This is a genomic window from Caldifarcimen microaerophilum (genome assembly GCF_055387105.1).
Genome location: NZ_AP038914.1, coordinates 2,089,127 through 2,115,865, shown reverse-complemented (window position 1 = coordinate 2,115,865; position 26,739 = coordinate 2,089,127). Strand labels below are relative to the sequence as shown.

Below are 26,739 nucleotides of genomic sequence, written 5' to 3'. Positions count from 1 at the left end.
GGATGAAGCGTCTGGATCTGGGGGCTCTCAGCGTTCTCATCCTGCTGGCCGTGCGCTTCCTTTCGGCTGGCGTGGTGCTCTTTGACTGGACGAAAAACGAAACGGCAGGGAACGCAGACTGGGTGGTGGACCACACGGCACCGGTCCCCGACCCTCCGAACCCCACGAGTCCCACGTCCTGGGATGGCGCCATTTCCTCCTGGGGCTATGAACTCTGGGAGCGGGGGCACACGATCCGGACCCTGCCTCCCGGCCATTCCCTGACCTACGGCACGTCGGACTCGCTGGATCTCTCCCGGGTGGATCTCCTGATTCTCCCCGAGCCGCAGAATCCCTTCAGCGCCTCCGAAGTTCAGGCCATCCTCACCTATCTCCAGAACGGAGGAGGGCTGATTTTCCTGGCGGATCACTATGCGTCCGACCGGGATCGGGACGGGTGGGATTCCCCCCGGATCTGGAATGCGGCCTTTGAACAGGCTCTGGGCATTCATGCCCACGTCCGTGGAGACCGGTACAACTCCTTTTCCGCTCAGAGCTCCAACTTCAACGCGAGCGCCACACCCATCATCCACGGGCCGGCCGGTCAGGTCAACCGGATCGCTTTCCATGCGGGGACCGTGTTTTCCTTCCGTCGAGATTCTCACCTCTGGGGTGTGGTCTGGATTGAAGGCAAGCCGCAAAGTAACACCCTGGCCATGGTGGTGTGCGGAACCTACGGTCAGGGGCGGTTCTGTGTGGTGGGGGACTCGTCCCCCGCCGATGACGGTTCCGGGGATCCCCGCGACCGGCTGTATGACGGGTGGAACGAACTGGATAACGGTGTGCTCCTCATGAACATGAGCCTGTGGGCGATGGGATCCTCCTCCACGCCACCTCCACCACCTCCCAATCCCGGCAACCACAAGGGCGGTCCGGACAAGTTTGGGTACACCTGGATTGATTCCCACACGTCGGGTGGGCCGCAGTTCACCTGGTACACGGTGAGCACCCGGTCGTCGCTGAACGGGGATGATGCCGAGGTGACCCTGAACCTGCCCTTTGCCTTTCCTTTTTATGGGCAGACCTTCACCCAGGTGATCGTGGGGTCGAACGGTGTGCTGCAGTTTGGGAATCCGTCGTCGGTGAACCCGTACAGCAATTCGAAGCTTCCCATGAGCTCGGCGGGCCGGATGATTGCGGCCTTCTGGGATGACCTCACCGTGTTCAACAGTCAGGGGAGCTATGTGTACTATGGCTCGGTGGGATCGGACAAGTTTGTGATTGAGTGGCGGAATGCCCGTCGGTACGGGGATTCGACGGTGAGCTACACCTTCCAGGTGATTCTGGTGAAGAACGGGGACGTGTACATTTCGTACAAGACGCTTTCGGGGACGGTGACGAGTTCGACGGTGGGGATTCAGGACGGATCGATTGCGCTGCAGGTGACATACAATGGATCGAACGGTGGGCATCCGGATGCGGGAAGCACGATTTACTTCAAGGCGCCGAAGAGTTCGTCGGGGCACCAGGGTGGTCCGGATGCGGGGGGCTACACGTGGATCGACTCGCACATTCCGGGAGGTCCGGGCTATCTGTGGTACAACCGGGACAACACGTGGACGGATCTGGGGATCAACGGGGACGATGTGGGCAAGTGGGTGAGTTTGCCCTTCAGCGTGAACTTTTACGGTCAGAGTTTCAACCGGGTGTACGTGTCGTCGAACGGGGTGATGTTTTTCACGACGGCGGCGGATCCGTACAGCAACGGTCCGATTCCGAACGGGTCGTACAGCTATTTTCTTGCGCCGTTCTGGGATGATCTGACGGCGTACAATTCGAGAGGGAGCCGGGTGTATGCGAAGGCGGTGAGTTCGAGCCGTGTGGTGTTTCTGTTTGAGAATCTGCACCGGTACCGGGACGATGTGGCGAGTTACACGTTTGAAGTGATTCTGGATGCGAACGGGACGGTGCATTTTTCGTATGGACGGATGAGCGGGACGGTGACGAGTGCGACGGTGGGGATTCAGGGGGGAAGCGGAACGGGATTGCAGGTGACGTATAACGGTTCGTACAGTGGGCATCCGGAGCAGGGGTTGACGATTCGGTTCAGCCCGGGTGCGGTGAAGGGAGGTGTTGCGGGGATGACGATGGAGGGAGAGGGTGTGTATCTTGCGCGGAAGGTGGTGGATGATGTGGCGCAGGTGCGTCTGGTGCTTGGGCGTGCGGTGCCGGTGCGTGTGAAGGTGATGAATGCGCTGGGACGTGTGGTGGTGAGGGAGGATTACGGTGTGCTGGGTGCGGGTGTGCATCCGCTGCGGCTCGTTCTTGCGGGCGCGCCGTCGGGGGTGTATTTCCTGAGGGTGGAGGCAGGGTCCCGGACCTACCGGGAGAAGATCCTGGTGCGGTGACCGAGCGGGTCTGAGACCTGTGAGGGGATTCCGGTTCGCCGATGGTTTTTCACGTTGTGCAGATAGCGGGAGGGGAACGGCGATACCTTGACAGTCCTGTGTGGGTTCCATAAGGTATAGCCCAAAACGAGGGAGGTTCTTATGGCCTCAAAGGGGCTTGTGGAAAAATACGTTCTCATGGATGAAGAAGCCATTCGTCGCAGCCTCACCCGGGTGGCCTATCAGATCCTGGAAGACCTGGGTGATCTCTCCGACGTGCTTTTCGTAGGGATCCGGACGCGGGGTGAACCTCTGGCCCGCCGGGTTGCCTCAAAACTGGAGGACATGTCCGGCAAACACATCCCCGTGGGCGGACTGGACATCACCTTTTATCGGGACGACCTTTCCATGGTGGCGGAGAAACCCGTGGTGAAGGGCACCGATCTGCCTGTGGAAATCCAGGACCGGCGGGTGATTCTGGTGGACGATGTGCTCTATACGGGACGGACCGTGCGCGCGGCACTGGACGCCCTCATCCACTTTGGACGTCCCCGGGCGGTGTATCTTTTCTGCCTGATCGATCGGGGGTGGCGGGAACTTCCCATCTGCGCCAACTGGGTGGGGCGCACCATCACCACCACCGCCAGCGAGGTGGTGAAGGTCAAGCTCAAAGAAACCGACGGCGAGGATGCCGTGGTGATCGCGGAACGGACCGGATCCTGAGGAGATGGACGAAACCGCGAAGAAACCTTTCACCGTCACCTTTTCTGAAAAACCCCTTTCCGAACACGTGGTGGTGTGGGGGAATCCCTGGGTTTTCCTGTATTGGGTGGAGGGCGAACACACCCAGGTTCTTGTGGACTCCGGATACACGGCCAATGCGGAGCCCCTGATCGCATGGGTCCGCACCCGGCGTGATCCCGCCAAAACCTTTCTTCACCTCTTAACCCACTCTCACTTTGACCATATCGGGAGCACGCCCTTTCTGAAACGCGCCTTTCCGGACATCCGGATCCTCGCCCACCCGAAGGTGGAAAAAGTCCTGCAGAGCGAACGGGCGGTGGACCTGATCCGTCGTCTCTCAGAGGAGGCCGCACAGACCGTGGGCGTGGAGGCGCCGGCTTTCGAGCCCTTTTCTCTGGACGACACCCTCCAGGATGGTGCGGTTCTGGATCTTGGGGGAGGGGTGGTCATCGAGGTTCTGGAGACACCGGGACACACCCGGGACTCCCTCACCTTTCGGGTCCGGCCCGATGGCGTGGCCATTCCCGGCGAAGCCGCAGGGGTTCCCGACCTCCGGGGTGTGGTGCGCCCGCAATTTTTGGCTTCGTATCACCTCTATCACCAAAGCCTTCAACGCATCGCGGGGCTTCAACCCCTGCGCGCCCTGGGCCTTCCTCACCGATCCTACGTGGTGGGAAAAGAGAAGGTGCGGGCCTTTCTGGAGCAGTCCCTTGAAAACACCCGGGAACTCGGGCGTTTCATCGCGGAAACCTACCGGAACCACCCGGATGTGGAGGGGGTTCTGGAGGCCGTGCGCAACCATCCCATCTTCGGAGCGTCCACCGGCCAGACCCGGGAGGCCTTCCTCCTGAACCTCCGGGCCATGGTGGTGGCCGCCGCCCGGGAACTTGCACGGAGCGAACCATCATGAGGGTGTATGCTGCAGTTCTGGAGGCTTTTCGACAACCCTTTGTGCTTAAAGAAGTGGATCTCCCTGACGGAGACGGAGTGTGGTTGGAGGTCCGGGCCACGGGCATCTGTGGTCGGGACCGCGTGGTCTGGAAAGGGGGCTTCAAGGGATTTCCTCTCCCCGCCATCCTGGGTCACGAATTTGTCGGTGTCCTGGACGAAAAACCCGTCGCGGCGTATCCCGTGATCACGTGCGGGACCTGCCCTGCCTGCCGGAGTGGAAGGGAAAACTTCTGCCCGCAGGCCCAGATCATCGGGGAAGGGCGCCCGGGAGGCTATGCCACCCATGTTCAGGTGCCCTCCCATCGGGTGTTTCCCCTTCCGAACGACCGGTTTGAGATCTACGCCGCAGGTCTTTGTCCCACGGCCACGGCCATTCATGCCACCTCTCTCGTGGACCTCCGGCCCGGGATGAAGGCCCTGGTGACTGGCGCGGGGGGCGGCGTGGGCTATGTGCTTGTTCAGGCTCTTCGCAACATGGGTCTCGAGGTCTTCGGCGCGACGTCGCCACCCAAGGCCGAACGCCTGGAACAGATGGGCGTTACGCCGGTGACCACGCCGCGCTATCGGAAGGTGGTGGACCACGTGGACGTGGTGTTTGAAAACGTGGGAAGCCTCACCATCAACGAATCCCTGCGGGTCCTCCGTCCCCAGGGGACGCTGGTGCTCATCGGAAACATCAGCGGGGAACCCATCACCCTCATGCGTCCCGCCCTTTCCATCATGCGGGAACATCACATCGTGGGGTCCGCGGCGTTCACCCAGAAAGAATACGAGGAAGCGGCCCGGTGGCTGGGAGAGGGGAAGGTTCAGGTGGAATACACCCCTTTCCCCCTGGACGAGATCAACCGGGCCTACGAGCTGCTGGAAGAACGAAAAATCCAGGGGCGAGCGGTGCTTCTCCCGCCCCACGGATGACGCGGTGGGAGACTTGACAGTGGCAGAGCCGGGCAATACAATAAAGCTAAACACGTTCGCGTCAGAAAATCTTATAACAAAGGGGGCTGGAGCCATGAGCGGACGGGTGATGAAACCGTGGGAATGGCAGGTTCCGGAGGATGAGCCCCTGTTTATCATCAGCGTGGCTGCCCGGCTCGTGGGTCTCCATGAGCAGACCCTTCGGCTGTATGAGAAGAAGGGTCTGGTGGTCCCCCACCGCACCGATCGTCAAACCCGGCTGTATTCTGCCCGGGACATCCGCAAACTCTGGCTCATCAAATATCTGGTTCATGAAAAGGGATTCAACCTTGCGAGCGTGAAATTTTACCTGGAACATGTGGGGGACCTGGACGAAGCCTTTCGAGATCTCCAGGAGGAGTGACCTGCGAGCCGGGTGAATGTGGAGAGAAGCGGAAGAGAAAGCTCTTGAAATCTATTTACGGCAGGCGCGGGAGCGACACGCAGGGATCCCCTCGGAAGAAGAGGAGTTAGAGCTCGTTCAGAAAGCTCAGCGGGGGGATCGGGAGGCGCTCAGCCGTCTGGTGGAGGCGTATCTGGGTTACGTGTTTCAGGTCGCCCTGCAGTATCGGGGACGGGGTGTTCCCCTGGCCGACCTTGTGGAGGAAGGGAATCTCGGGCTCCTGGAGGCCATTCAGCGGTTTGATCCCTCCCGGGGAACCCGCCTCATGACCTATGCCCGCTGGTGGATCATGAACCGCATCATCCACGCTCTCCGGACCCATCACCTCATCCCCCTCCGGGCCACCGACACCCGGATCCAGAAAGTGCTGCGTGAGATCCTGGAGCAGTATGATCAGGAGGGAACGCCGCCCCCCACCCTCAAGGAACTGGAAGAATCCCTTCCCTATTCCCGGGATCTCCTCCTTGCCAATTTGCTTCCCATCCAGGTGGATTCCCTGGATGAGCCGTCGCCCCGGGTGGAGGGGCGGAAAATGGAGGAGGTGCTGGAAGACCTCCGGTATCCCACCCCGGAGAACCTGGTCCTGCGGGAAGAGGTCTTCTCCACGCTGGAAAGGGCCGTGGATGAGCTCACACCCCGGCAGCGGGAGGTGGTCATTCTCTATTACGGCTTGAGGGGGTCCCCCACCCATACCATGGAGCAGATCGCCCAGATCATGGGGATCACCCGTCAGCGGGTAAACATTCTCCACAAGCGCGCCCTCAAAAACCTGGCATCCCTCCTGGGAGCCCGTTTCCGGAAGATTTTCCATGAGTGGGAACACGACCAGCCCTGATCTCGTGATTGTGGACGGACCGGCGGTGGTCTATCGGGCCCACTACGCCGTGTCCAAACAGAATCTCCGCACCTCCTATGGAGAGGATGTGGGCGCCACCTTTGTGGCCACCCGGATGATGTGGAACCTGATCAAGGAGCACCGTCCCCGGTTCATGATCGCCGTGTGGGACCGCGGGTTCTCCGGTCGGGAACAGATCCAGAAGGCCTACAAAACCCACCGCCCCCCCACCCCCAAACCCATTGTCCGGCAGAAACCCTATATCCGTGCCATCTGGGAGGCCATGGGCATCGTTCATGCAGAAAAAGAGGGATATGAAGCCGACGATCTTGCCGCCACCCTGGCCCGGCAGGCCTGCGAACGGGGATTTCGGGTCTGGATCGTGACGTCAGACAAAGACCTTCTGCAGCTTGTGAACGAATGCATCCAGGTGTATGACCCGGCCACCCGCCCACCCACCCTGTTCACGCCGGAAAAGGTGGAGGAAAAGCACGGCGTTCCTCCCGAGCGAATGCGGGAATACCTGGCCCTTGTGGGGGACAACGTGGACAACATCCCCGGAATTCCGGGGATCGGGAAGAAAACCGCCCGGGAAATCCTGTCCCTTATCCGGCTGGACGCCCTCCCGGAAGCCCTCTTTGAACTTCCCCAGAAATACCGGAAACTCCTTCATCCCCATGAAGCCCTGGTTCGCCAGAACCTGGAGATGGTCACCCTCCAGACGGTGGATGTGGACCTGGACGATTTTTTGAAGCCCCGAAAAGAGGATCGGCAGGCCCTGAGGGAATGGTTCCGGCGGATGGAGTTCTTCTCCCTCCTGGAAGAGGTGTCCGAGCCCCTGAGCCCCTATCCCCTTGTCCAGGAAGCCCCTCCCCGGGAAGGGGCGGTGGTGCGGGAGGGCGAGGCTTTCGTGATCGCGTCAGAGGGGCGGTGTTTTCGCACGCCCCAGCTGCCTGAGGGCGGTTCATGGATCGCTTTTGACAGCAAAGATCTCTTCCGGGCTGGTGTGGATGCAGTGCAGGGAGATCTGAGTCTGGGGGTGTACGTGCTGGAGCCGGATCTCGGGCGATACAGCGCCCAGGAAATCGCCCTGGCCTTTGGCGGTGTGAAACTCCCGGAAAGCGCAGAGGCCGTGGCCACCCTCACCCACGAACTCTATCCGGACATCCGCGGGAGGCTGGAGCGGGAAGGCCTCCTTTCCCTTCTTCACGACCTTGAAATCCCCGTGGCCCGGGTGCTTGCCCGGATGGAAACCCGGGGGATTCCGGTCAATCCGTCCCGGCTTGAAGAGGCGCGCGCCGAGATCATGGCCCGGCTGAACGCCCTGGAAGCGGAAATCTACGAGATGGCCGGGGAACGCTTTAATCTCCGCTCCTCCCGCCAGCTTGCCCGAATCCTGTTTGAGAAAATCGGCCTCAAGCCTCTCAAGAAAACCAAAACGGGCTATTCCACCGATGCGTCGGTGCTGGAAAAACTCGCCCAGATCCATCCCCTTCCGGCCAAAATTCTGGAATACCGGGAGGTGGAAAAAATCCGGTCCAGCTATCTGGACAACCTGTTTCAGCACGTGAATCCCGAAACCGGACGGATTTATCCCACCTTTGAGCAGAAAGCGGCTGCCACCGGGCGGATCGTGACCCGGGAACCCAACCTGCAGACCCTGCCTGTCCGGGGGGACTGGGCGGTGCTCATCCGGAAGGCCTTTGAAGCCTCAGCCGGGCGGGTGTTTCTTTCAGCCGACTATTCCCAGATTGAGCTCCGGATCCTGGCCCATCTTTCGGGAGATGAAAACCTGAAACGGGCGTTCCTGGAAGGGCACGACATCCATGCAGAAACGGCAAGCCGGATTTTTGGGAAACCGCCTGAAGCCATCACACCGGACGAACGGCGCATGGCCAAGGTGGTGAACTTCGGGATCATGTATGGCATCAGCCCCTATGGGCTGGCGGAGTCCCTGGGCATTTCTCAGGATGAGGCGAAAGAGCTGATTGATCGGACCCTGGCAAGTTACCCCGGTGTGAAGGCGTGGATCGAGCATACGGAAAAAGAAGCCAAACGGACCGGAGAGGTGCGCACCCTCCTGGGACGGCGACGCCGGGTCCCCCTCTCGGATGAACTGTCCGGAAACGAGTATGGGGCCCTCAAACGCATTGCCATCAACACGCCCGTGCAGGGATCGGCGGCCGACGTGATCAAACTCGCCATGATCCGGATCGAAGATCTCGCAGAGCGGCGGGGCCTTCAGGGAGGCATGATTCTCCAGATCCACGACGAACTCGTGCTGGAGATTCCGGAGGAAGAGATGGAGGCCTGGAAAGAGGTGCTCCGGGAAGGGATGGAACGCATGGACCTTCTGAGCGTTCCCCTGGAGGTCTCCTTCCACACCGGAACCACCCTGGCGGATTTGCTGAAATGATCATTTTTCTCCTCCTTTTCCCCGTTCTGGGGATGGACTCCCTCCGTGTGGTGTCGGATTTCGGGGAATATCGGCCTTTGCTGCGTTTTCATATGGGATGGGACCTGTCCACACAGGGAAAGATCGGCTGGCCCCTCGTTCTTTCGGATTCCTTCCGGGTGGTCCGGGTTCGGGACGGCCACTGGGGCTATGGCCGGGCGGTGTATGGCGTGGACACCCGGGGACATCGCTGGGTGTTTGCCCATCTGGACCGCCTTCATCCCCGCCTGGAACGGATCCTGCGCCAGAAGCAGGAAGCCGCCCGGCGGGTTGCCGTCCAGGTGAACCTGTCCCCTTCCCTTCTCCTGCGTCCCGGGGATACGCTGGCTTTTTCGGGATGGACGGGGAGTGTGGACCCCCACATCCACGTGGAACTCCGGGATCCCGCATGGCGCCCCGTGCATCCGGCCGAGCTTCTCCCCTACCCCCGGCGTCCCCGGGCGTGGATCCAGATCCAGGGATTTCGGGTCGTCCCCCTTTCGCCCAAAACGCTGATTGAGGGGGAACCCTTCACCCGGGTTTTCCCCGGTGTTCCTGAAACCCTCCACGTGACGGGACCCTTTGGGGTGTGGGTTAAGGCACTCGTGCACCTGAACGGCTATGCCACCACGCCCCGGGAAGTTCTCCTCCTTTCGCCCCATGACACCCTGTTTCACGTGCGGATGGACACGCTGGATTATGCCCACCAGCAGGAAGCCGCCTTTCTCTATGCCCATGACGGCCGATTCTTCTCAGACCTGTGGATCCGCATGTACGGGTTCCCTCCACCCCCCCATCGTGCCTATCGCCGGAGCACCGAAGCCCTGCAAGCCGGTTTTCCGGCCACCTATACCGTGGTTCTCCGCCACCCTCTGGCCGAAGCCCGACGGCCCTTCACCGTGGTTCCCTCCTTCCCGGACGGAGATCCCCGGGGACACATCGTGTGGGACACCCTGGGGATGTGGGAACTCCAGGCCCATCCCTGGGGGGTGGCCCTCCGCCACAGGAACGATCAGGACGTTTTCTGGGTCCGGGAACCCATCACGCTCACCACGCCGGAGGACACCCTTCATGTGGTCCGTCTTTCGCCTCAGGAAAGCGAGACGTTTTCCCTGGGTTCGATCCAGATTGTCCTTCGCCGAAATGGTGTGTTCCGGTCGATTTTCGCGGTATACAACGCGAAAGCCCTCCGTCCCCGCCGGCTTCCCCTTGCCCTGCCCCTCGAGGTCCATGTCCCCGCGCCGCAGGTTCTGGGCCGGTGGAAAAGGGATCGTTTTGTCCCTCTCGGGAAGGTGGACTTCATCCCGGACTGGGAGATCCGGGTGGACACCGGTGCGCCCCGGATTCGCACGTGCACCGTGCTCCCGGATCGTCTCCGGATTCAGGTGGAGGACGACGTGGCGGGGTGGGATCCCGATTCAACCACGGTTCGGGTGAACGGGACCTGGCGTCCCTTCCTCTCCAACGCCAATCGGGGGATTCTGGACCTTCTGGATGTTCGTGACCCTCAGGGGGTGGAGGTGCTCCTGGGGGATGGGGTGGGGAACCGCCGCCGGGCTCACTGCCCTCAGCCGTAGTCAGGCAGATTCCGGGCAAGAAGGGGAAAGTCCAGCGTCAGTTCGTCTTTGAATGTCCCGTTTCCGGGCCACCATGTGGGTGGGTCGGCAAGCCTCTCCACCACGTCGCCCATCATCCCCAGGACCAGCGCATAGGGCAGGACCTCTTCCGGCTTTCCCGGAAGTTCGGGGTTCCGAAACATCCGCTGGAGGGCCTGGAGCATTTCCACGGCCTGTGACCCCCGGGCGGTTTTGCGGGGCATATGTTCGCCCACGACACGAACGATCAGACCCGCCGGAACAAGCCCCAGGCTGAATCCGAGCCACACCGGGACCATTCCGTACAGCACCCCCACCAGCGTTCCCAGGATGCCGGCCAGGGCGAGAATGTTCCCGAGATCCCGGTAAAGCCTTCGAACCCGCCAGGGGTTGTGAAGGAAAAAGCCCTTCCGGGTGAGATCCTCATACACCACCTGCGCAACGGGCAGAAGCTCCCCTTCGGGAAGGGGTCGGTCCAGAGGAAGGGGAGAGCGTTCGCAGACAAACCGGTACAGCGCCCTCTCTGCCGGTTCCTCCGGCGCCTGGTCCGGCACGCACACCACCTGGAGGGTGTCCCCCGTGCGTTCCAGTCGGAGGGCTCCTTGCTGGACCAGGTGCAGGATCATGGCCAGCCAGTCCACCCCATCCAGGTGTTCGTCCACCAGAACACCGGCAGCCCAGGCGGGAAAAGGAGGAGGGAAAGTGGGCTGGACTTCCCCTTCAGGAAGGTCGTCCCGGCCGAAGAAAAACCAGGCGAGCCCCATCACCACGGAAGCCCCCACCACGGCCGACAGAAATCCAAGCAGCATGGGGAGAGTATAGCCCGGGGCTGAGGACCTGTCAACCCGTTCCGGATTCCCCGGGAGGTGGATAGGGTGTGGGCGGCGTCACATAAAAGGTGGGATCCTCCAGCCCTGCCCGGAGAAAGGCGGTGTGGCGCTCCCGGCACTTGTCACAGGCGCCGCAGTGCTCCCCCCGCACCGGGCTCATGCAGGAAAACGTCCGCTCCCAGGGCACTTTGCCCGCATACACCTGAAGGATCTCCTCTTTGGGACGGCCCATGAAGGGGGTGAGAAGCCGGAAAGAGGGCCTGCGGAGCCCCTCCGCAAGAAGGCGCTCCAGACGGTCCAGATAGTCCCGGTTGTTGTCCGGAAAGGGCGCGTTCCCCAGCGTCCCCATGGCCACCCCCATCCCCTCCACCTCATGGGCCACCAGCGCTCCAACCCCTGCAAGGATCAGGTTCCTCAGGGGAATCTCCACGTCCTCCTCCCGGGCAAGCACGGCCGGGAGACGGAGGGCGAGACCGGACAGCCGGACCTCCCGCAGGGCGTCAAGCCCCGGGTCCTGGAACACCTCAAGAAGTTTCCGGATGTTCCGGGCTTCGGCGTCCTCATAGGGGAATCCCACCCGCACATACACGGGGACCACCTCCCCCCGATCCAGCATGAAACGAATCAGGGCCGCGCTCTCAATGCCACCACTGGCCAGAACCACCCACCGTTCCATGACTCTCACGATAGGGTTCCACAAGCCACACAGGGAGACGGACGGTGTCCCCCACCCCCACACCCCGCCGTTCAAAATATCCCCGGTTCACCTCCAGGGCGAAGGGAACCGGGCGGGACGATGTGACGGGACGTTCGTCCAGGGGCCGGAGGGGATGGATTTCGGTGATCACGCCGGATGCGTCCAGAAAGGCAAGGTCCAGCGGGATGTACGTGTTTTTCATCCAGAAGGAAAGCCGCTCGGACCGGGGAAACACAAAGAGCGCCCCGTGATTCTCGGGAAGATCTGTTCGAAACATGAGCCCCAGCGCCCGCTCTTCTTCGGTGGTGAGGATCTCCACAAACAGGGTGTCCCCGGCCACGAAAAGGGTTCCAGGCAAAACCGAGGGGACTAGGAGCATCAGCCCAAACGGCATAGGATACGAGCCACCACCGCCCGCCACACGATCATGGCAAAGCCATAGGATACGAAGGTCACGAACGCAAAGAGAAGGGGAACCTCATCCCCCATCAGAAGACGGAGGGAAAGCCCCAGGGGGAAGGCCACAACCCAGGCCCGGAGAATCCCTGAGAGTCGGGTGGAGGTGCGCTGGAAACCGATGATCCATACAACGAGCACCCAGGAGAGCACAAAGGGCGTGCACACGTCCAGGACACGTTCCAGTGTGAGGGGATATCCATGGTATGCCAGGCCCAGGCTCGCCATGGCCATGAGCACGAGCACGTCACCCAGGAAAAGCCCAACCCTTCGGAGCATAGTACAAGGATACACCCCCCGGGAGAAATCATCCACCCCGGATTTCCCGGAAGGGAAGCTCTGTGCCATACGGTAGCCTGCGCCCGTCTTTTGGACAGAGCGTCCTCCTGCCCACGCCGGAGGCGATGATCATCCCTCCCCGGCATGCCGGTGAAACACCATCCGTACCGATGAGGGACCTGTTGTTCCATTAGATACCTGCAAACGGCCTCTCTGAAGGGGACGCGGACTTTCTGACCTCCGGACAGGTGTTCGGACCCCCACCCCCAAATACATTTCACGGCGTTCCTTCAGAACACCGTAGGGAGCCCGAAAATATTTCTCCTTTGGTCCTGTGGAGACCGGGAAGGGGATGCGAGAAATTTTCCGCGGGGAGATGTCAGAGATGGGATGCATGCGACTCGGAATGGGGTCGTGGGGAGAAGGAAAAACAGCGAAAGCTGGCATCTGCCACGTATGTCGAGGGTGGCAGGTGTGGATTCAATACTCAAAACTCACCTTGAGATTGTCTCCACAATATTGCATGACAAATTTGGGAAACGCGCTCTTCACCGCCTGATGTCCCTTCAGGGGATCACCACCTTCCGGACCCTATATGCGCCGCTTTGCCCCCAGAGCCTCAAAACATACACCCCACGGGGGAGGGAGACCGCGTCCTCTCTTTTTAGAGGCTCGACCACCCGTACCCGCCTCCCGTTCACATCCCACACTTCCATCCGATGCCAATCATCTGCGAGAAGAAGCCGTACGCCTCCCGGAATCACCCGAATCTCAGGAGCGTAGGGTTGGTCTGGAGACGTTTTCTGTGAAGAACCTGTCGCCAGAATGATCTGATCCGCACCAGACAAACATGCTCGGGAAGGATAGGCGTAGATCCAGAGGGATGCTGTGGGAACAGGTTGTCCCGAAAACCATACGGTGGCCTGGACCTGATAGCGTCCTGTTTTGGGAATGCTAATCCATTGCCTTTGAAACACGCACCCGTCCGGATTGCCCGACCAGGTCTGGACCATGTTTCCGAGGGAATCTCGAACCTCCAGGACCACGCTGTCCATGTCACAGCTTGAAGGGGGGACATATGCGCAGCCCCCGACCTGAAAGATCGGACAGGTGACGGCTTCTTTTTCCTCTTTCACTTCTTGTCTGCCGGTGCCCAATACCCGGAGACCTGCCTGTCCGGGTTCAGGGGGTGTGTAGGTATCCGGAGGTCCGTATTTGCAATACACGGCATCCCGAACCACGTTGTCGATGGGGCGGTATTCTCCAGGTGGAAGGACAGGTTTCATCAGGAGGCTTCCCAGGTCATCCCGGTCGTGCCCGAGTCCCACGGCATGGGCGATTTCGTGACGGACGATGGTGGGACCATGCCATTTCCCGGAAACAGGAGAAGGGTTCCAGGAAATGTGGGTGCTGTCGTAATAGGGCATATAAATCACCGCCCATTCAATCTTGTCCGTGGGGAAAATTCCGAGAATACGCTTTATCTTGTAGCAAGTCCGCGCAAGACGAGGATCGTCACCATCGTTGGGGTATTTATCACAGATAGAGGTTGGATCGTCCTGAAGGTGTGTCAGACAGATGTTTCCGGGTGTGGTGTCACAATCTGAGGCATGTATGTCCATTTGGAGTGCATAGGGGTAATCATAAAACACATTGTAGTTCCAGTCCATCACAACCTGGTTGTAGATTGCCGATTCAATGACCGAGTTCTGCAGGCGGGAATTGATCATCAGATAAGAACCCCATGGAATCTCCTCAAAATAGAGAGGGCTCACATAAGGGTATCCGAGGATAAAGACCAGCCATACCATAGCGCCCCCCCCTGTTCAGTACCGCATCTCTTTGGGCCATGGAACGATCACCGGGTCGAGTTTTTCACCGCGGCGGACCTTTTCAACCCACTGCTGAATTTCGGCCACCATGGCACGGACCACACTCATCCGGGTGGTGTCGGATTCGAACCGGATCACCCGTATGCCCAGATCCGTTTCGATCTCCCATGGTCTTAAATATTCACACCATCGAATAACAAGCGTGTCTTCTCCTGCAGGCTCGAGCCCATAGGCCACCGTCGTCCGGATGGCACCGGGAAGGCCAGGGAGATCCTTGTGGGGATAGGCGGGAAAGGGGATATAGGCAAACAGCATCAGCGGTTTTGCAGGCGGAACTTTGCAGGCAATTTCCTCGTCCAGTCCCATGATCGTTCCCCCTTCAAACGGTCCCAGCACGCTCCACAGCCGCACCCTCCCCTTTTTGTCCAGACGGCCCAGGAAAGTGTCCGGTGGCAGGATGTTCTCAACGATTTCACCGATGAACACCGAGCGATAGCCAGCCTTCCACGCCTTCTCCCACGGCATCACCCACCGACGCTTTACGTTTCTTAGAATGATAAGCCCGAAACCGCCTGCAACGTTTGTCCACAACGTGCTCAGAAGGACGGATCGCTTTACATCCTTATCCAGCGGGATAAACTCCCGACCATGCCGCAAATAGGGGATCAAATCTTCTGGGATCAAGCCGCATACGGTCAGTACCCGGCCAGGCAGGAAATAGGATCTCCATAAAATGTGGAGGTTGTAGGCCTGTTGTTCATAGGACATGGTTTTAGGGAAGACGGGCCGACCGTTTTTCAAGGTAAAGCCCAGGCATTGCTGGATCTGAGGGTGGTGGAGGAAGGGGTTAGGGCGGTGCCAGGGGATGATGCGCATGTAATAGTCCACCTGCCAGGCGAAGTGGATGGAATCTTGCCGATGAAGGGCCGGTGGTGAGAAGTCTGGAGGTTGAACCTCCGGAGGTTTTGCGAGGGCAAAAAGCATCAGCCAGCTCATCGCTTCCCTCCTGCATGAACTTTCTCATAGTGTAAAAAAAAAAGTGGCGCTTTGTCAAGCGCCGCCCATCTCTCCCACGAATCTCCCGCCCCCTCAACTCATCAACCCCTTTCCCCGTCACCACGTTCGCATCCCCTCGAAATTCCTCCGCACACCACTCCCCACTCCTCTCCACCACCTTCTCAACCAGCTTTTCTTCCCTACCTCCACATCCACCAACGCCCAGTGCCCGGGTCCACCAAATCCTCTCCTATACCTCGGGGTAAATCAGGAATCCTCGTCACCTGCGCATGCAAATTCTGAAACGTCTCGTCCCCTTGATGCACCTTCAGCGGGTGTGTACAATTCCCCGAAACAGGAGTGCGCCGATGGGATGGTGGTTGCTCGCAACGCTGCCTTTTGCCGTTCATGACACCTTTTCCCTCACCTTCCATGAGGTGGTGACCTATCCGGCTTTTGGGGAATCGGACACCTTCCAGGGAACCCTCGCCTTCGTGGCTCCCGATCGGGTGTTTCTTCAGGTGGTCGTTCCCGAATCCCAGCGGGTGTGGATCGTGGGGGACACGGCCTGGGTGGAAGCCGGCGGTGACGTGATTCGGGAGACCACCCCCCTCAAACCGGGTCTCTTTCTCCTGGAAGCCCGGGATACGCTGATCGCACATCCCGATGGTTTCGAAGCCGTTTTCGGCCCTTCCCTCCACCCCGAAATCGTGGAGGCCCGCCTGTGGTTCTCCCGGGCCGGTGTTCCGGAAAGTCTCCGGGTGATCACGCGGGACGCGGAGCTTCATTTTCGCTTTCGCAGCTTCCGCCCCCGGGCCAGCATCCCTCCCCTTCCCCGTCCCCCGGGAACCTCATCGGGGTCTTCCTCGTCTAATTCATCGGAAGACGGGGCTCCTCGCGAGGACGGGAATGAAGGCTTTTGAAGAGGTGGTGGCTCGACATTACCAGGAGATTCTGAACTATGTGGCCTGGCAGGTGGGCAGCCTGGAAGACGCCAAGGATCTCACCCAGACCATCTTCACCAAGGCCTTTCGTGCCTGGGGGTCCTTTCGGGGTGATGCGAGCGTCCGCACCTGGCTCTTCACCATCGCCCGCAATGCGGTCCGGGATTTTTTCCGGCGGAAAAACCCCACCACCTCCCTGGAACTCCACATGGAGTCTCACGGGGAGCCCGCCGCCCCTCATCAGGAACTCCCGGCCCGAACGGTTCGCCTTCGTCGGGCACTCCAGGCCCTGCCGGAGGAATTTCGGGAGGTGATCATGATGTTTTATTTTGAAGGTCTGTCGGTTGCCGAAATTGCCGAGGCACTGGACGTTCCGGTGGGGACGGTGAAGTCCCGCCTGAACCGGGCCCGCAGAAAGTTGCGGGACCTGATCCTGGAGATGGAACATGAGCTGCCGTGAAGAAGCCATGCTTGAGGCCTATCTGAACGGGGAGGTGGAGGAGCTTTCCCCGGAGGTGTGGGCCCATGTGGCCGCATGTCCGTCCTGCCGGAGACTCCTTCAGGTCCACCTGGACCTGCTGGAAGCGGCCCGAACGCCCATCGTCCCCGATGCCCTGCAAGAAGAAACTCGCATGCTCAAAACCTTCCGCCGGCGCCGGTTCCTTCGCCGTGCCGGACAGGCGCTGGTCGCCGGCCTGGCGGTGGCTGCTCTCCTGGTGTTTGCCCTGCTGGCCGGGCGAACGCGGATCCCCACCCGCACACCCCTCACAGCCACCACGGCAGGATCGCAGGTTTTCGTGTTCCCCGAAGACGGGACGGTTCTCAAGAACGGCCGCCTCACCCTGATCGTGAAATCGGCCTTTCCCGGCGCGAAACTCCTGCAGGCCGAGGTGGACGGTCAGCCTCTGGAAGCCTGGATGGAGCGCCTGGACGACGCCTGGGTGCTGGAGGACTTCTATCTTCCCGAAGAGGGGCCCCACGACATCCGGATCACCCTGCAAGCAGGACGGGATACCCTGGAGATCCAGCGAATCGTCTTCACCGGAGGGTTTGAGCTTTGATGATGCTTCTTCTTTTCGCCCTGGCCGGCCTTCAACTTGAAGTGGGCAAGCCCCACCCCCTGCCTCCCGACGTCCGGGTGGTGCGGGTGTTCCCGGAAGACCTGGTTCGCGTGGAGGGGGATCGGGTGGTTCCCCTCCGGGGCGGTGCCGGCGTGCTCCTTGTGAAATCCCGTCGGGGGATCCGTCCTTTCCCGGTGGAGGTTCGCCCCTTTCACGAAACGCCCCTTCGGCGGATTCCTCCCCGGGTGGTTATCCCGCCCGGAGAAACCCTCACCGTGATCCCCCCGGGGACTTACGCCATACGCACCCTGGCCCTGCCCGAAGACCGGTTGCATCTTGATGAAACCGATGGGGGCGTGGTGGCCACGTGCACATCCCCCGGCCGGAGCGTGGTGTTCTATGAACTCCGCAAGGACAATGCCATCCAGTTTGGCCGAACCCTGGTGGTCTGCCTGCCGGGAACAGGCGACCTGTCCTGGTGGAAACCCCTGTATCTCAAAAAGGGAGAAATCCGGGAGGTGGAGGGGCTTCGAAAGGTGGAAGCCTGGGCTCAGGGCGGCGTGGTGGTCCGAAAAGAGGAAAAGGGGTTCCGGATCGAAGGGGTGGAGCCGGGGCGAGGCGCGCTGGTGGTGGCTCGTCCGGGGAAAGGACGGGTGCGGATCCCCGTGTATGTGGACATTCCGCCCCTTTTCCCCCCTCAGGTGTTGACCCTCCCCGTGGACCGTCTGGATCTTCCACCGGATGTGGACAGCGTGAAGGTCTTTCCAGAACGGGCCCTTCGGGTCTATCTGGACGGAACGGTGGAGGTACTCCACCCGGTTCCCCTGGCCCAGGTGGAGGTGTGGAAAGACGGCCGGGTGGGGGTGATCACCCTGATCGGGCACCGGCCTCCCCAAGCACCCGATCGTAGATTTCGTCCACGAAGGCAAGAAAGTCCGTTTCGAAGACCTCGCTGATTTCCTCCCTGGAGAGACGTTCCCGGATCCGGGGGTGCTCACCGAGAGTCTGCTCAAAGGGGATGCCCTCCTGGAGGGATCGGTGGGCGGCTTCCTTCACCCAGCCATAGGCGACCTGGCGGGCCACCCCCTTCGCCACAAGACGGAGCAGAATCCCCTGACTGTAATAAAAGTTTCCGAACCGGCCCAGGTTTTCCCGAATCCGGTCGTGATGGACCACAAGGCCGTCCACCACCTTTCGGGCGAGGTGGAGCATGTAATAGAGGGCATGGAAGGCGTCCGGAAGGATCACCCGCTCCACCGAGGAATGGGAAATGTCCCGTTCGTGCCACAGCGCCTGGTTTTCCATGGCTGGAAGGGCATAGCCCCGCAGAAGGCGGGCAAGTCCTGTGAGGCGTTCGCTCCGGATGGGATTGCGTTTGTGGGGCATGGCGGATGAGCCCCGCTGCCTGGTGGTGAAGGGCTCTTCCAGTTCCCCCACCTCTGTCCGCTGGAGAAGACGGATCTCCACCGCCAGGCGCTCCACCCCTCCTCCGGCAAGGGCCATGGCGGAGAGAAGCCGGGCGTGGCGGTCCCGGGGAAGGATCTGGGTGGACACGGGTTCTACCTCCAGGCCGAGTTTCTGGAGGGCCCGCCGTTCCACCTCCGGATGGGTGAAAGCATAAGTCCCCACCGCACCCGAGAGTTTCCCCACCCGCAGGCCTTCAAGGGCCTCTGCCAGCGCATGACGGTGGCGAAGTCCTTCGGCATAAAAGGACAGAAACTTCAGGCCCAGGCTGGTGGGTTCCGCGAACATCCCGTGGGTGCGCCCCATGATGAGGGTGCGTTTCTCCTCAAGCGCCCGGCGTTTGAGGGCGTCAAGATAACCGTCCATCGCCTCGAGGAGCAGGGCTCCCGCCTGCTGGATCCGAAGAGAAAGAGCCGTATCCACCACATCCGACGAGGTGAGCCCGAAGTGGATCCAGCGCCCCGAAGGCCCCAGCTGTTCTTCCAGCGCCCACAGAAAGGCGATCACATCGTGGTTCACGTCCCGCTCGATTTCCTGGGCCCGTTTTGCAAGAAGGGCAACGTCGATCTGATCTTTTCGGGCAAGGACGTCCCGGGCTTCCGGGGGCACCACGCCCAGCTCAATCTGGGCTTCCAGCACGGCGAACTCCACGGCGACCCAGGTGCGGTACTGGTTTTCTTCGGACCAGACGGCCTCCATTTCGGGAAGGGTGTAACGGGGGATCATCCTGGTCACCTCCTCCAGAAAACACTCCGGGGGGCAGAGCCCCCCGGAGCAACAGGTTGCGTGCGGGTCACGTCAGCGCAGACGGACAAAGCGGAAGGTCTCGCCATCGGCTCTCAGGAAATACACTCCGCCCGCAAGGCGCAGACCCGTAATCCGGGCGAGTCCGTTCACCACCGGCACCTGGAGGCGGTTCACCCTCCGGCCCAGCACGTCCAGAATCTGGATGTCCAGGGCGTTCCGGCCGGGTGCGGCAAGCACCACCTGGCCATCCCGCACGATGGGCGTGAGGAGCCGGAGACCGGCTCCCACCGGTGCCACACCCTCTTCCACCGGCACGTCGTTCACCGAACGGACATAGATCACATAATTGCCGCCCGTATACCGCACCACGCCCGTCACCTGCGCCACTCCCCCCACAAACATGTTCTGGGTGATGGTGGTGTCGGCGTTTACCTGAACGGGCCCCGTGCCGTCATCCAGAATAAACTGGGATCCCGTGATGGACTGCACGGTTCCGGACACGCTCACCAGCGCCCCTTCCCACATCTCCCCCACATCGCCGGTCTGGACGTTGTCCACCGTCACCGCCGCGTTCTGGCCCAGAAGTTCCCAGTACAGGATGTTGACGATTTCGGTCATGCCGTTGTATTCCGTAATTTCCCCCACCACCAGAAGAGAATCCCCCACGGTCCAGTTCGGGGCCACACCCGGGGCATAGGTCATCATTCCGCTCCAGGGGCCTGCCCCCGGATCCTGGAAGAAAGCCCATGCGGAGGAGGTGAAGGAGATGGCCGTGGGATCCGCGGTGACAATCACCTGGACACTCACCACCTTCCCGTCCCACTGGGTGGGGAAGGTCCCCGACGTATCCCCGGGAACGGTGTCGCTTTGAATCTGGGCCAGGGTGAGGAGGCCATAGAAGCTGGTGGTCTCGGCCGGATTCGGGATGGTGGACACCAGGTAATACAGTTCGCCCGGGTTCAGGGACTGTCCAAGTGTGAGCGTCACCCGCTTCAGGTTGTTCTGATCCTGGGTGGCGGTGGTGATGGGGATGGTGTTCGTCATGGTGGAGTCATAGATGGTGTAGTTCGTCACGTCCTCGGCGCTTGCCTGGCCGATCTCGGTGCTGAAGAGCACGTCCACCTGATCCGCGCCCCGGGCATAGGCATAGGACACGTGCACCGCCTGCACAATCACGTCCGCATCCGACCGGGGCTGAATCCGGTAGAGGCTGAAATACGTGTGGACGATCCCCCGCACGGTCACGGGGTCACCGGGCATGGGGTTGTAGGCGTAATTCCCGTTCAGGCGGACATAGGCAAATCCCGTCCCGTCGGTGAGGGTCCAGTCGCCCTGGGATTGCCCGGTGTCCGCCACGAACCCGGCCACTTCCACCAGCACCCCTTCGTACATCTCCGCCGTGTCAGGCTGGGAACCCGCATAGCTGGACGTGGCAGTGGTATCCAGCACACCGGCCGCGATCACGGTGGGGTTGGGCTCCCCCACGTTGCCGTGCACCGTGATGTTGGCCACATCTGACACAATCAGCTCGGTGTTCCCGAAGTATTCGTCCACCGATGCCACGACGGTCACGCTGTCCCCGAGCGAAAGGGTGGGGTCACCGGCGCTGCTGGGCACATACACCATCGCGCCGCTGCAGGGACCGCCCGCAGGATCCTGGATGAAGAAGGTCCGGGACGAAGCCACCGACCCGAAGGGTGAGGACACCACGCCGGAAACTTCCACCGTCTGCCCCACGTACGTGGAGGCATAGGTGGAGTCCCAGTTACACTGGAGTTCCTGGATGGTGACCACTGTCTGGGCGGAAAGGCTCCCTGCCCAGAGCAGGATCCCCAGACCCAGCACACGTTTCATCATCTCTCCTCCTGTTTGAACCGTTTTCGCAACCCTATTGCAACAGCACCGCCAGGACCTGGGGCGCATTCCCCAGGCCGTTGGTTTTCACCAGTTCAAAACTGAACAGGGCAAAGCTTCCCTTCTGCACCGCCGCCGTCATCGCAGAATCCTGCCCGTTCACCAGAAAGTGCGCCCGATACAGGGGCGTGAACGTCCCGGTGAGGAACCCATCTGGCTGGGTCAGGATGGAGACTCCCGGACTGAACTCCAGGGAATCAGGAAGACCGGCGGGTGCACCGGATTCCCGGAGAATGGGACCGTAGAATTTCAGAACGGAGCGGTTGGCCACCACCTGGGTGGTGTCATAGGGATCCACCCCGATCTGGCTCTGCACAAAATCCGAAGCCATATCCTGAAGGGCACTCTGGCCTGAGACCAGAATTTTCCCTCCTCGATTGAGGAATTCCTCAAACAGGCGTCGGCCCCGAGCATCCGGATAGGTGAAGTGTTCCAGGGACGTGGAGTCGGGCTGATACCGATCGCTGGCCCACAGGATCCGGGTGAAACGGGGGTCCAGGGCGATAGCCTCAAAACTCTCCCGCACTTCCGGAAAGTCTTGCACGCTCCGGGATTCGTGTTTTGGGAATTCCCAGACCGTGTAGGAACCGGGGGCAAATCCCGCCCCCTCTACCAGACCGATCCAGGCATCCCGGCTGTCCACGTGATCCAGGATCACCAGCAGACTTCCGGCAAGCGGTTCCACGAACCAGGAGAAGGCGATGCTGTCGGAGAGGGCACCGGTGAAATCCGCCACCCGGAAAAACACCGTGCGGTTTCCGGGCGGGATGTTCGTGAGGGTGACGTGGGGGGCATAGGGCATGGACGTCCAGGCGGTGTCGACATCCAGGCGATAGAGGAGATCGGTGATGGTGGTGTCCCCGTCCACATCATGGGCCTCAAAGAAAAAGGTCACGGCCGGAAGGGTGGTCTCCGGGGGGAGGCTCCGGAAGGCGAAAGCCACCTCGGGTGGCGTGTTCACCATGGGGATGGAAACCTCCGCGGGTGTGGGGTCCCATGCTCCTGCGTTGTCTTCTGCCCAGATGCGGAAGGTGTAGGTGCGGACGGAATCAAACACCGGAAGGACAAAGGTGTCGGAGGTGGCAGTGGTGAAGGTGGTGCCCGTCACAAGGGAATCCCCGTAAAGCCAGAGGTAATGATAGCCCACCACCTCCCCGTCCGGATCGTTGCCATACCAGGCGAGGCCGACTTTCGCGGAAACCGTGTCCGTCTGTGCGCTGCGGATGGAAAGATAAGTCTCCGGCGGACGGTTTTCAGGAGGCGTGAAGGAGGTTTTCCGGCATGAAGCCATCCCCAGCACCGCAGTGGTCAGGAAGAAGAAGACGTCCCTCTGTGCTTTCATCGGAGCCATCCCGTTCGTATGGGCGTGAACAAAGGATACATGACCGATGTTAAATCCCCTTTAAGAGCATGGTTTCCGCTTTGGATGCGTCTTCCGGCGTGTCCACAGCCTGGAGGCGCAGGCCCGGGAGATGAACCACCCGGAGGGTTCGCCCTGTCTCCAGAATTCGAAGCTGTTCCAGTTTTTCCAGTTCCTCCAGGGGTGTGGGCGGCGTTTTCACCACCGAGAGAAGGCATTCCCGGGTATAGAGATACACGCCGATGTGTTTGCAGAAGACCTCCACCGGAGGCGTCTCCCGACCCCGCACGTGGGGGATGGGACTGCGGGAGAAATAGAGGGCGCGCCCCGAACGGTCCGTCACCACCTTGACCGTGTGGGGGGATTGGATCTCCTCCAGCGAGGCAAACGTTGTGGTGAGGGTGGCGACATCCCAGTCCCTGTGCCGGAAGGCCTCCTGGAGAAAGTTCAGGAGGATGCTGTCGGTCAGGAGGGGCTCGTCGCCCTGGACGTTCAGAACGAAGTTTCCCGGGAGGTCAAAGTGCTCAACGGCCCAGGCGATACGATCGGTGCCGGAGGGAAGGTCCGGAGGCGTGAGGAGGGCTTCGCCCCCCCAGGATTCCACGGCTTCTTTGATGCGGGGGGCGTCCGTGGCCACCCAGACCCCCCGAACAGGAAGGCGCCGGACGTGCTCAAACACCCACTGGAGAAGGGGTTTTCCGGCGATGGGATGGAGGATTTTTCCGGGGAACCGGGACGAGGCCCAGCGAGCGGGGATGACCACGATGGTGGAGCCGAGGGGATTCGAACCCCTGACCTCCAGAGTGCGATTCTGGCGCTCTCCCAACTGAGCTACGGCCCCACCTATGGCGGAGGGGAAGGGATTCGAACCCTTGAGCCCCCTTTCGGGGGCTGTGCGATTTCCAGTCGCACCCCTTCGTCCACTCGGGCACCCCTCCGCGTCCCCTTTCGGGGTGATGGTGATTGTAAGGTTGCCGCACGGGATTGTCAAACTTTCTCTTGATCCTTCGCCGATTGTACCTTAAAAACTCCCCGCACTCAAAAGCACAACAACAGGAGGTAACCGATGGTGTGGATGAGTCTCATTGTGTTCCTCCCGGGATCTCCGCGGGATGGGTGGAAGCTGGACCGCCCCGACCCACCTGTCCGGCTCTTCCAGGACTCGTTGAATGTCCGTCGGGTGGGTGCATGGCCTTTTGGACGAGCATATGCGGTTGCGGTGGATAGTGCTCGGCATCTGGCATTTGTGGGTATTGAGGGTGGACTATACATTCTGGATATTTTGGATTCATCCCGGCCGGTCATGATCAAAGGCTTGACACTGCCCGAGATTGTGAGAAGTCTCTACTATGTCTCAGCAACACGGAAACTTTATGTTGCAGAAGATTGGGCGGGGCTCCGCGTGTTGGACGTATCGGACCCATCGAATCCCGTGGAGGTGGGATCTTATATTCCACCGGGCTGGGTCAATGACGTTGTGGTTTCGGGAAATTATGCCTATGTGGCAGCTGGGTTCTCAGGCCTTCGTGTGGTGGACGTGTCTGACCCCACAAACCCGTTGGAGGTCGGGTTTTATAACACACCAGGGAGTGCCAATAGTCTGGTGGTTTCCGGAAATTACACCTATGTATCTGGAGATTCAGGCCTTCATGTGGTGGATGTGTCCGATCCCACAAGTCCTGTTGAAATGGGAGCATATCATACGCCTATGAGTGCATGGGATGTTGCGATTGCGGGGAATCACGCCTATGTGGCAGAGGGGTACTCTGGCCTTCGTGTGGTGGATGTGTCCGATCCCACGAATCCCGTGGAAGTGGGATCATACAGTACGCCGGGAAGTGCTTCGGGTGTGGCGATTTCGGGGAATTATGCCTATGTGGCAGTTGGATTTGGGGGCCTTAGCGTGGTGGATGTCTCTAATCCCACAGATCCTGTAGAGGTTGGGCGCTATGACATGCCAGGGTGGGCAAACGATGTGGTGTCTCAAGGGATCTATACTTATGTCGCGGCGGGCTGGGCAGGACTTCGTTTAATTGTCGTGTCTGACCCAGCGAATCCTGTAGAAGTGGGATATTACTATATGCCGGACTGGTCTAACGCCGTAGCAGTTTCGGCAAATTACGCCTACATTGCGGCCGAGTACGGAGGACTCCGCGTAATTGATGTAACTGATCCGGCGAGACCTCTTGAAGTGGGGTACTATCTTTCACAGCAATATGCGGAGGGCGTGGCGGTGTCCGGACGCTACGCTTACGTGGCCGATTATGATTCTGGCTTCAGAGTGGTGGATGTTTCGACGCCGGCAACCCCTGTGGAGGTGGGAGCATACAATACGCCGGGGAGTGCCTTATCCGTTGCAATTTCGGGTAATCTCGCCTATGTGGCGGATGCGGGCTCAGGCCTTCGTGTGGTGGACGTGTCTGACCCCACAAACCCGTTGGAGGTCGGGTTTTATAACACACCAGGGAGTGCCCGTGACATTGTGATCGCGGGCAACTATGCCTACGTAGCAGATGGAGATTCAGGCCTTCGTGTGGTGGATGTGTCTGATCCCACAAACCCCGCAGAAGTGGGAGCGCACAATACGCCAGGGTATGCTGTGAGCGTGACAGCGTCGGGGAATTACGTCTACGTGGCAACCGGAGATTCAGGCCTTCGCGTGATTGACGTGTCCGATCCAACAAACCCCAGGGAGGTGGGGGAATATGACACGCCGGGAAGTGCTTCGGATGTGGCGGCTGCAGGACATCTTGTCTATGTCGCAGATGGGTACGAAGGTTTTCGCTTGATAGACATGCTCGATCCCGCAAATCCAGTGGAGGTGGGATATTACGGAACATCGGGATTTGCAAGGTCTGTGGCCGTTATAGAGAACCACATCTATGTAGCGACCAGCGCTGGTCTCCAGATTCTGGAGTTTTTGGGCACGGACGTTTCGGAGGATCATGGCGAGGTTTCGCCGAACCGGGTGCGTCTTGTCGCGGCAGGGCCGGGGGCTTTCCGTCTGGTCTTGACCATGCCACTTTCTGAACCGGTCTCTCTCGCCCTTTATGCTCCAGACGGTCGCCGCGTCCGGAAATATGCCCTGGCAGCAGGTGTAAAGGAAGTGCTTCTCTGGCTTCATGGTCTTCCGGCGGGGATGTATCTTCTCCGAACGCCCTTTGCTCCCACACCTTTCCGGATTGTGGTGACGAAATAACCTTCTTTCGGTGCCGCCTTCTGGCGGCGCCGGGGGATTTTCGGAATTTCCCGCACATCCGGAAGCCGAAGGGAATTTCTCCTTTCCGTAGGCTTTTTTAGAGATTTTCTCGCGGGGTGGTTTCGCGTAGGTTGATGAGTAAGGCGTTTTCTTTTCCTTCCGCTTCCGGGCGTTTATAATATGCATATGCAACCGCGTCCGGTGATTGGTGTCATCGGTCCGAGCGTTCCCCAGCCAGAGTGGTATGCGGCGGCAGAAGCGCTGGGTGAGGCCATCGCGCGGGAAGGGTGGGTCCTTCTTTCGGGCGGGTATGGCGGGGTGATGGAGGCGGCGAGCCGCGGAGCCCGGCGGGCTGGAGGACTCGTGATCGGGATGCTCATGGGGACGGATCCCTTTGAAGGCAATCCCCATCTCACCGTGGCGCTTCCCACGGGGCTGGGGCATGTCCGGAATGCGCTGGTGGTGCAGACCTCCTGGGCCCTGGTGGCGGTGGGATGGAGCCTGGGGACGCTCAACGAACTGTCGCTCGCGTTGCGCATCGGGAAACCCGTGGTGGGCCTTTTCCAGCCGGGCTGGCCCTTTGAGATGCCCACCGCCGGTTCGGTGGAGGAGGCCGTCGGGTTTCTCCGTCGCACGGTCCAGTCCATACAGAATTCCGGGGGTTCCCCGTGACCCCCC

At 60.6% G+C, this 26,739-nt stretch carries 24 protein-coding genes and 2 tRNA genes; 14 read left to right on the top strand and 12 right to left on the bottom strand.

What is annotated here, in order from left to right; all coding sequences use genetic code 11:
• Positions 1-2 precede the first annotated feature (2 nt).
• From AC6HU3_RS09980 to AC6HU3_RS09945, 8 genes are all read left to right on the top strand, one after another.
• Positions 3-2,387 carry a T9SS type A sorting domain-containing protein gene (locus AC6HU3_RS09980; RefSeq protein ID WP_497473616.1) on the top strand — a complete coding sequence of 795 codons (2,385 nt, stop codon included), beginning with the start codon at positions 3-5 and terminating at the stop codon, positions 2,385-2,387.
• A 141-nt stretch (positions 2,388-2,528) separates the two neighbouring features.
• Positions 2,529-3,089: a bifunctional pyr operon transcriptional regulator/uracil phosphoribosyltransferase PyrR gene (pyrR, locus tag AC6HU3_RS09975; protein WP_497473615.1), complete on the top strand. Its 561-nt coding sequence runs from the start codon at positions 2,529-2,531 to the stop codon at positions 3,087-3,089.
• 4 nt (positions 3,090-3,093) lie between these two features.
• Positions 3,094-4,020 carry an MBL fold metallo-hydrolase gene (locus AC6HU3_RS09970; protein ID WP_497473614.1) on the top strand — a complete coding sequence of 309 codons (927 nt, stop codon included), beginning with the start codon at positions 3,094-3,096 and terminating at the stop codon, positions 4,018-4,020.
• A 2-nt stretch (positions 4,021-4,022) separates the two neighbouring features.
• Positions 4,023-4,976, top strand: a complete 954-nt coding sequence (locus tag AC6HU3_RS09965; protein ID WP_497536314.1) for a zinc-binding dehydrogenase — start codon at positions 4,023-4,025, stop codon at positions 4,974-4,976.
• A gap of 94 nt (positions 4,977-5,070) precedes the next feature.
• Positions 5,071-5,379, top strand: a complete 309-nt coding sequence (locus AC6HU3_RS09960) for a MerR family transcriptional regulator (RefSeq protein WP_497473613.1) — start codon at positions 5,071-5,073, stop codon at positions 5,377-5,379.
• 16 nt (positions 5,380-5,395) lie between these two features.
• Positions 5,396-6,253, top strand: coding sequence for a sigma-70 family RNA polymerase sigma factor (locus tag AC6HU3_RS09955; protein WP_497473612.1), 858 nt, complete (start codon positions 5,396-5,398; stop codon positions 6,251-6,253).
• A complete protein-coding gene (locus AC6HU3_RS09950; RefSeq protein ID WP_497473611.1) occupies positions 6,228-8,669 on the top strand; it encodes a DNA polymerase in 2,442 nt (813 codons plus the stop codon). The genes AC6HU3_RS09955 and AC6HU3_RS09950 overlap by 26 nt, the downstream gene beginning before the upstream one ends.
• Positions 8,666-10,264: a M23 family metallopeptidase gene (locus AC6HU3_RS09945; RefSeq protein WP_497473610.1), complete on the top strand. Its 1,599-nt coding sequence runs from the start codon at positions 8,666-8,668 to the stop codon at positions 10,262-10,264. The genes AC6HU3_RS09950 and AC6HU3_RS09945 overlap by 4 nt, the downstream gene beginning before the upstream one ends.
• Here AC6HU3_RS09945 and AC6HU3_RS09940 read toward each other — a convergent pair.
• From AC6HU3_RS09940 to AC6HU3_RS09915, 6 genes are all read right to left on the bottom strand, one after another.
• Positions 10,255-11,091 carry a TIGR04222 domain-containing membrane protein gene (locus AC6HU3_RS09940; protein ID WP_497473609.1) on the bottom strand — a complete coding sequence of 279 codons (837 nt, stop codon included), beginning with the start codon at positions 11,089-11,091 and terminating at the stop codon, positions 10,255-10,257. The genes AC6HU3_RS09945 and AC6HU3_RS09940 overlap by 10 nt on opposite strands.
• Before the next feature lie 31 nt (positions 11,092-11,122).
• A complete protein-coding gene (locus tag AC6HU3_RS09935) occupies positions 11,123-11,788 on the bottom strand; it encodes a 7-cyano-7-deazaguanine synthase (RefSeq protein WP_497473608.1) in 666 nt (221 codons plus the stop codon).
• Positions 11,751-12,167 carry a DUF192 domain-containing protein gene (locus AC6HU3_RS09930; RefSeq protein WP_497473607.1) on the bottom strand — a complete coding sequence of 139 codons (417 nt, stop codon included), beginning with the start codon at positions 12,165-12,167 and terminating at the stop codon, positions 11,751-11,753. Before AC6HU3_RS09930 ends, AC6HU3_RS09935 begins: the two co-directional genes overlap by 38 nt.
• Before the next feature lie 20 nt (positions 12,168-12,187).
• Positions 12,188-12,544 carry a DUF3054 domain-containing protein gene (locus tag AC6HU3_RS09925; RefSeq protein ID WP_497473606.1) on the bottom strand — a complete coding sequence of 119 codons (357 nt, stop codon included), beginning with the start codon at positions 12,542-12,544 and terminating at the stop codon, positions 12,188-12,190.
• 566 nt (positions 12,545-13,110) lie between these two features.
• On the bottom strand, positions 13,111-14,355 hold the full coding sequence (locus AC6HU3_RS09920; protein WP_497473605.1) for a hypothetical protein: 1,245 nt from the start codon (positions 14,353-14,355) through the stop codon (positions 13,111-13,113).
• Positions 14,356-14,370: 15 nt separating this feature from the next.
• Complete coding sequence (locus AC6HU3_RS09915; RefSeq protein ID WP_497473604.1) at positions 14,371-15,372, bottom strand: hypothetical protein; 1,002 nt, start codon at positions 15,370-15,372, stop codon at positions 14,371-14,373.
• 368 nt (positions 15,373-15,740) lie between these two features.
• On the opposite strand from AC6HU3_RS09915, the gene AC6HU3_RS09910 reads away from it, so the two are divergent.
• From AC6HU3_RS09910 to AC6HU3_RS09895, 4 genes are read left to right on the top strand one after another with little or no spacing between them, the layout of a single operon-like run.
• Positions 15,741-16,295, top strand: a complete 555-nt coding sequence (locus tag AC6HU3_RS09910; protein ID WP_497473603.1) for a LolA family protein — start codon at positions 15,741-15,743, stop codon at positions 16,293-16,295.
• On the top strand, positions 16,282-16,776 hold the full coding sequence (locus AC6HU3_RS09905; protein WP_497473602.1) for an RNA polymerase sigma factor: 495 nt from the start codon (positions 16,282-16,284) through the stop codon (positions 16,774-16,776). Before AC6HU3_RS09910 ends, AC6HU3_RS09905 begins: the two co-directional genes overlap by 14 nt.
• Positions 16,763-17,377 carry an anti-sigma factor family protein gene (locus tag AC6HU3_RS09900; protein WP_497473601.1) on the top strand — a complete coding sequence of 205 codons (615 nt, stop codon included), beginning with the start codon at positions 16,763-16,765 and terminating at the stop codon, positions 17,375-17,377. The genes AC6HU3_RS09905 and AC6HU3_RS09900 overlap by 14 nt, the downstream gene beginning before the upstream one ends.
• The gene (locus AC6HU3_RS09895) at positions 17,377-18,333 is read left to right on the top strand and encodes a hypothetical protein (RefSeq protein WP_497473600.1); all 957 of its coding nucleotides are present in this window, start codon (positions 17,377-17,379) and stop codon (positions 18,331-18,333) included. The genes AC6HU3_RS09900 and AC6HU3_RS09895 overlap by 1 nt, the downstream gene beginning before the upstream one ends.
• Here the strand turns inward: AC6HU3_RS09895 and purB are convergent.
• The 6 genes from purB to AC6HU3_RS09865 all read right to left on the bottom strand — a co-directional run bounded on the left by purB (position 18,245) and on the right by AC6HU3_RS09865 (position 23,800).
• Positions 18,245-19,567, bottom strand: coding sequence for an adenylosuccinate lyase (purB, locus tag AC6HU3_RS09890; RefSeq protein WP_497473599.1), 1,323 nt, complete (start codon positions 19,565-19,567; stop codon positions 18,245-18,247). The two genes, AC6HU3_RS09895 and purB, sit on opposite strands and share 89 nt — an antisense overlap.
• Before the next feature lie 72 nt (positions 19,568-19,639).
• Positions 19,640-21,445, bottom strand: coding sequence for a hypothetical protein (locus tag AC6HU3_RS09885; RefSeq protein ID WP_497473598.1), 1,806 nt, complete (start codon positions 21,443-21,445; stop codon positions 19,640-19,642).
• Positions 21,446-21,476: 31 nt separating this feature from the next.
• Positions 21,477-22,844 carry a hypothetical protein gene (locus AC6HU3_RS09880; RefSeq protein ID WP_497473597.1) on the bottom strand — a complete coding sequence of 456 codons (1,368 nt, stop codon included), beginning with the start codon at positions 22,842-22,844 and terminating at the stop codon, positions 21,477-21,479.
• A 49-nt stretch (positions 22,845-22,893) separates the two neighbouring features.
• The gene (kdsB, locus tag AC6HU3_RS09875) at positions 22,894-23,625 is read right to left on the bottom strand and encodes a 3-deoxy-manno-octulosonate cytidylyltransferase (protein WP_497473596.1); all 732 of its coding nucleotides are present in this window, start codon (positions 23,623-23,625) and stop codon (positions 22,894-22,896) included.
• 2 nt (positions 23,626-23,627) lie between these two features.
• Positions 23,628-23,703 (bottom strand) — tRNA-Ala (locus tag AC6HU3_RS09870).
• A 5-nt stretch (positions 23,704-23,708) separates the two neighbouring features.
• Positions 23,709-23,800: transfer RNA gene (locus AC6HU3_RS09865), tRNA-Ser, on the bottom strand.
• 128 nt (positions 23,801-23,928) lie between these two features.
• Here AC6HU3_RS09865 and AC6HU3_RS09860 point away from each other — a divergent pair.
• A complete protein-coding gene (locus tag AC6HU3_RS09860; protein WP_497473595.1) occupies positions 23,929-26,061 on the top strand; it encodes an LVIVD repeat-containing protein in 2,133 nt (710 codons plus the stop codon).
• Positions 26,062-26,262: 201 nt separating this feature from the next.
• Positions 26,263-26,733, top strand: a complete 471-nt coding sequence (locus AC6HU3_RS09855; protein WP_497473594.1) for a TIGR00725 family protein — start codon at positions 26,263-26,265, stop codon at positions 26,731-26,733.
• Positions 26,734-26,739 lie beyond the last annotated feature (6 nt).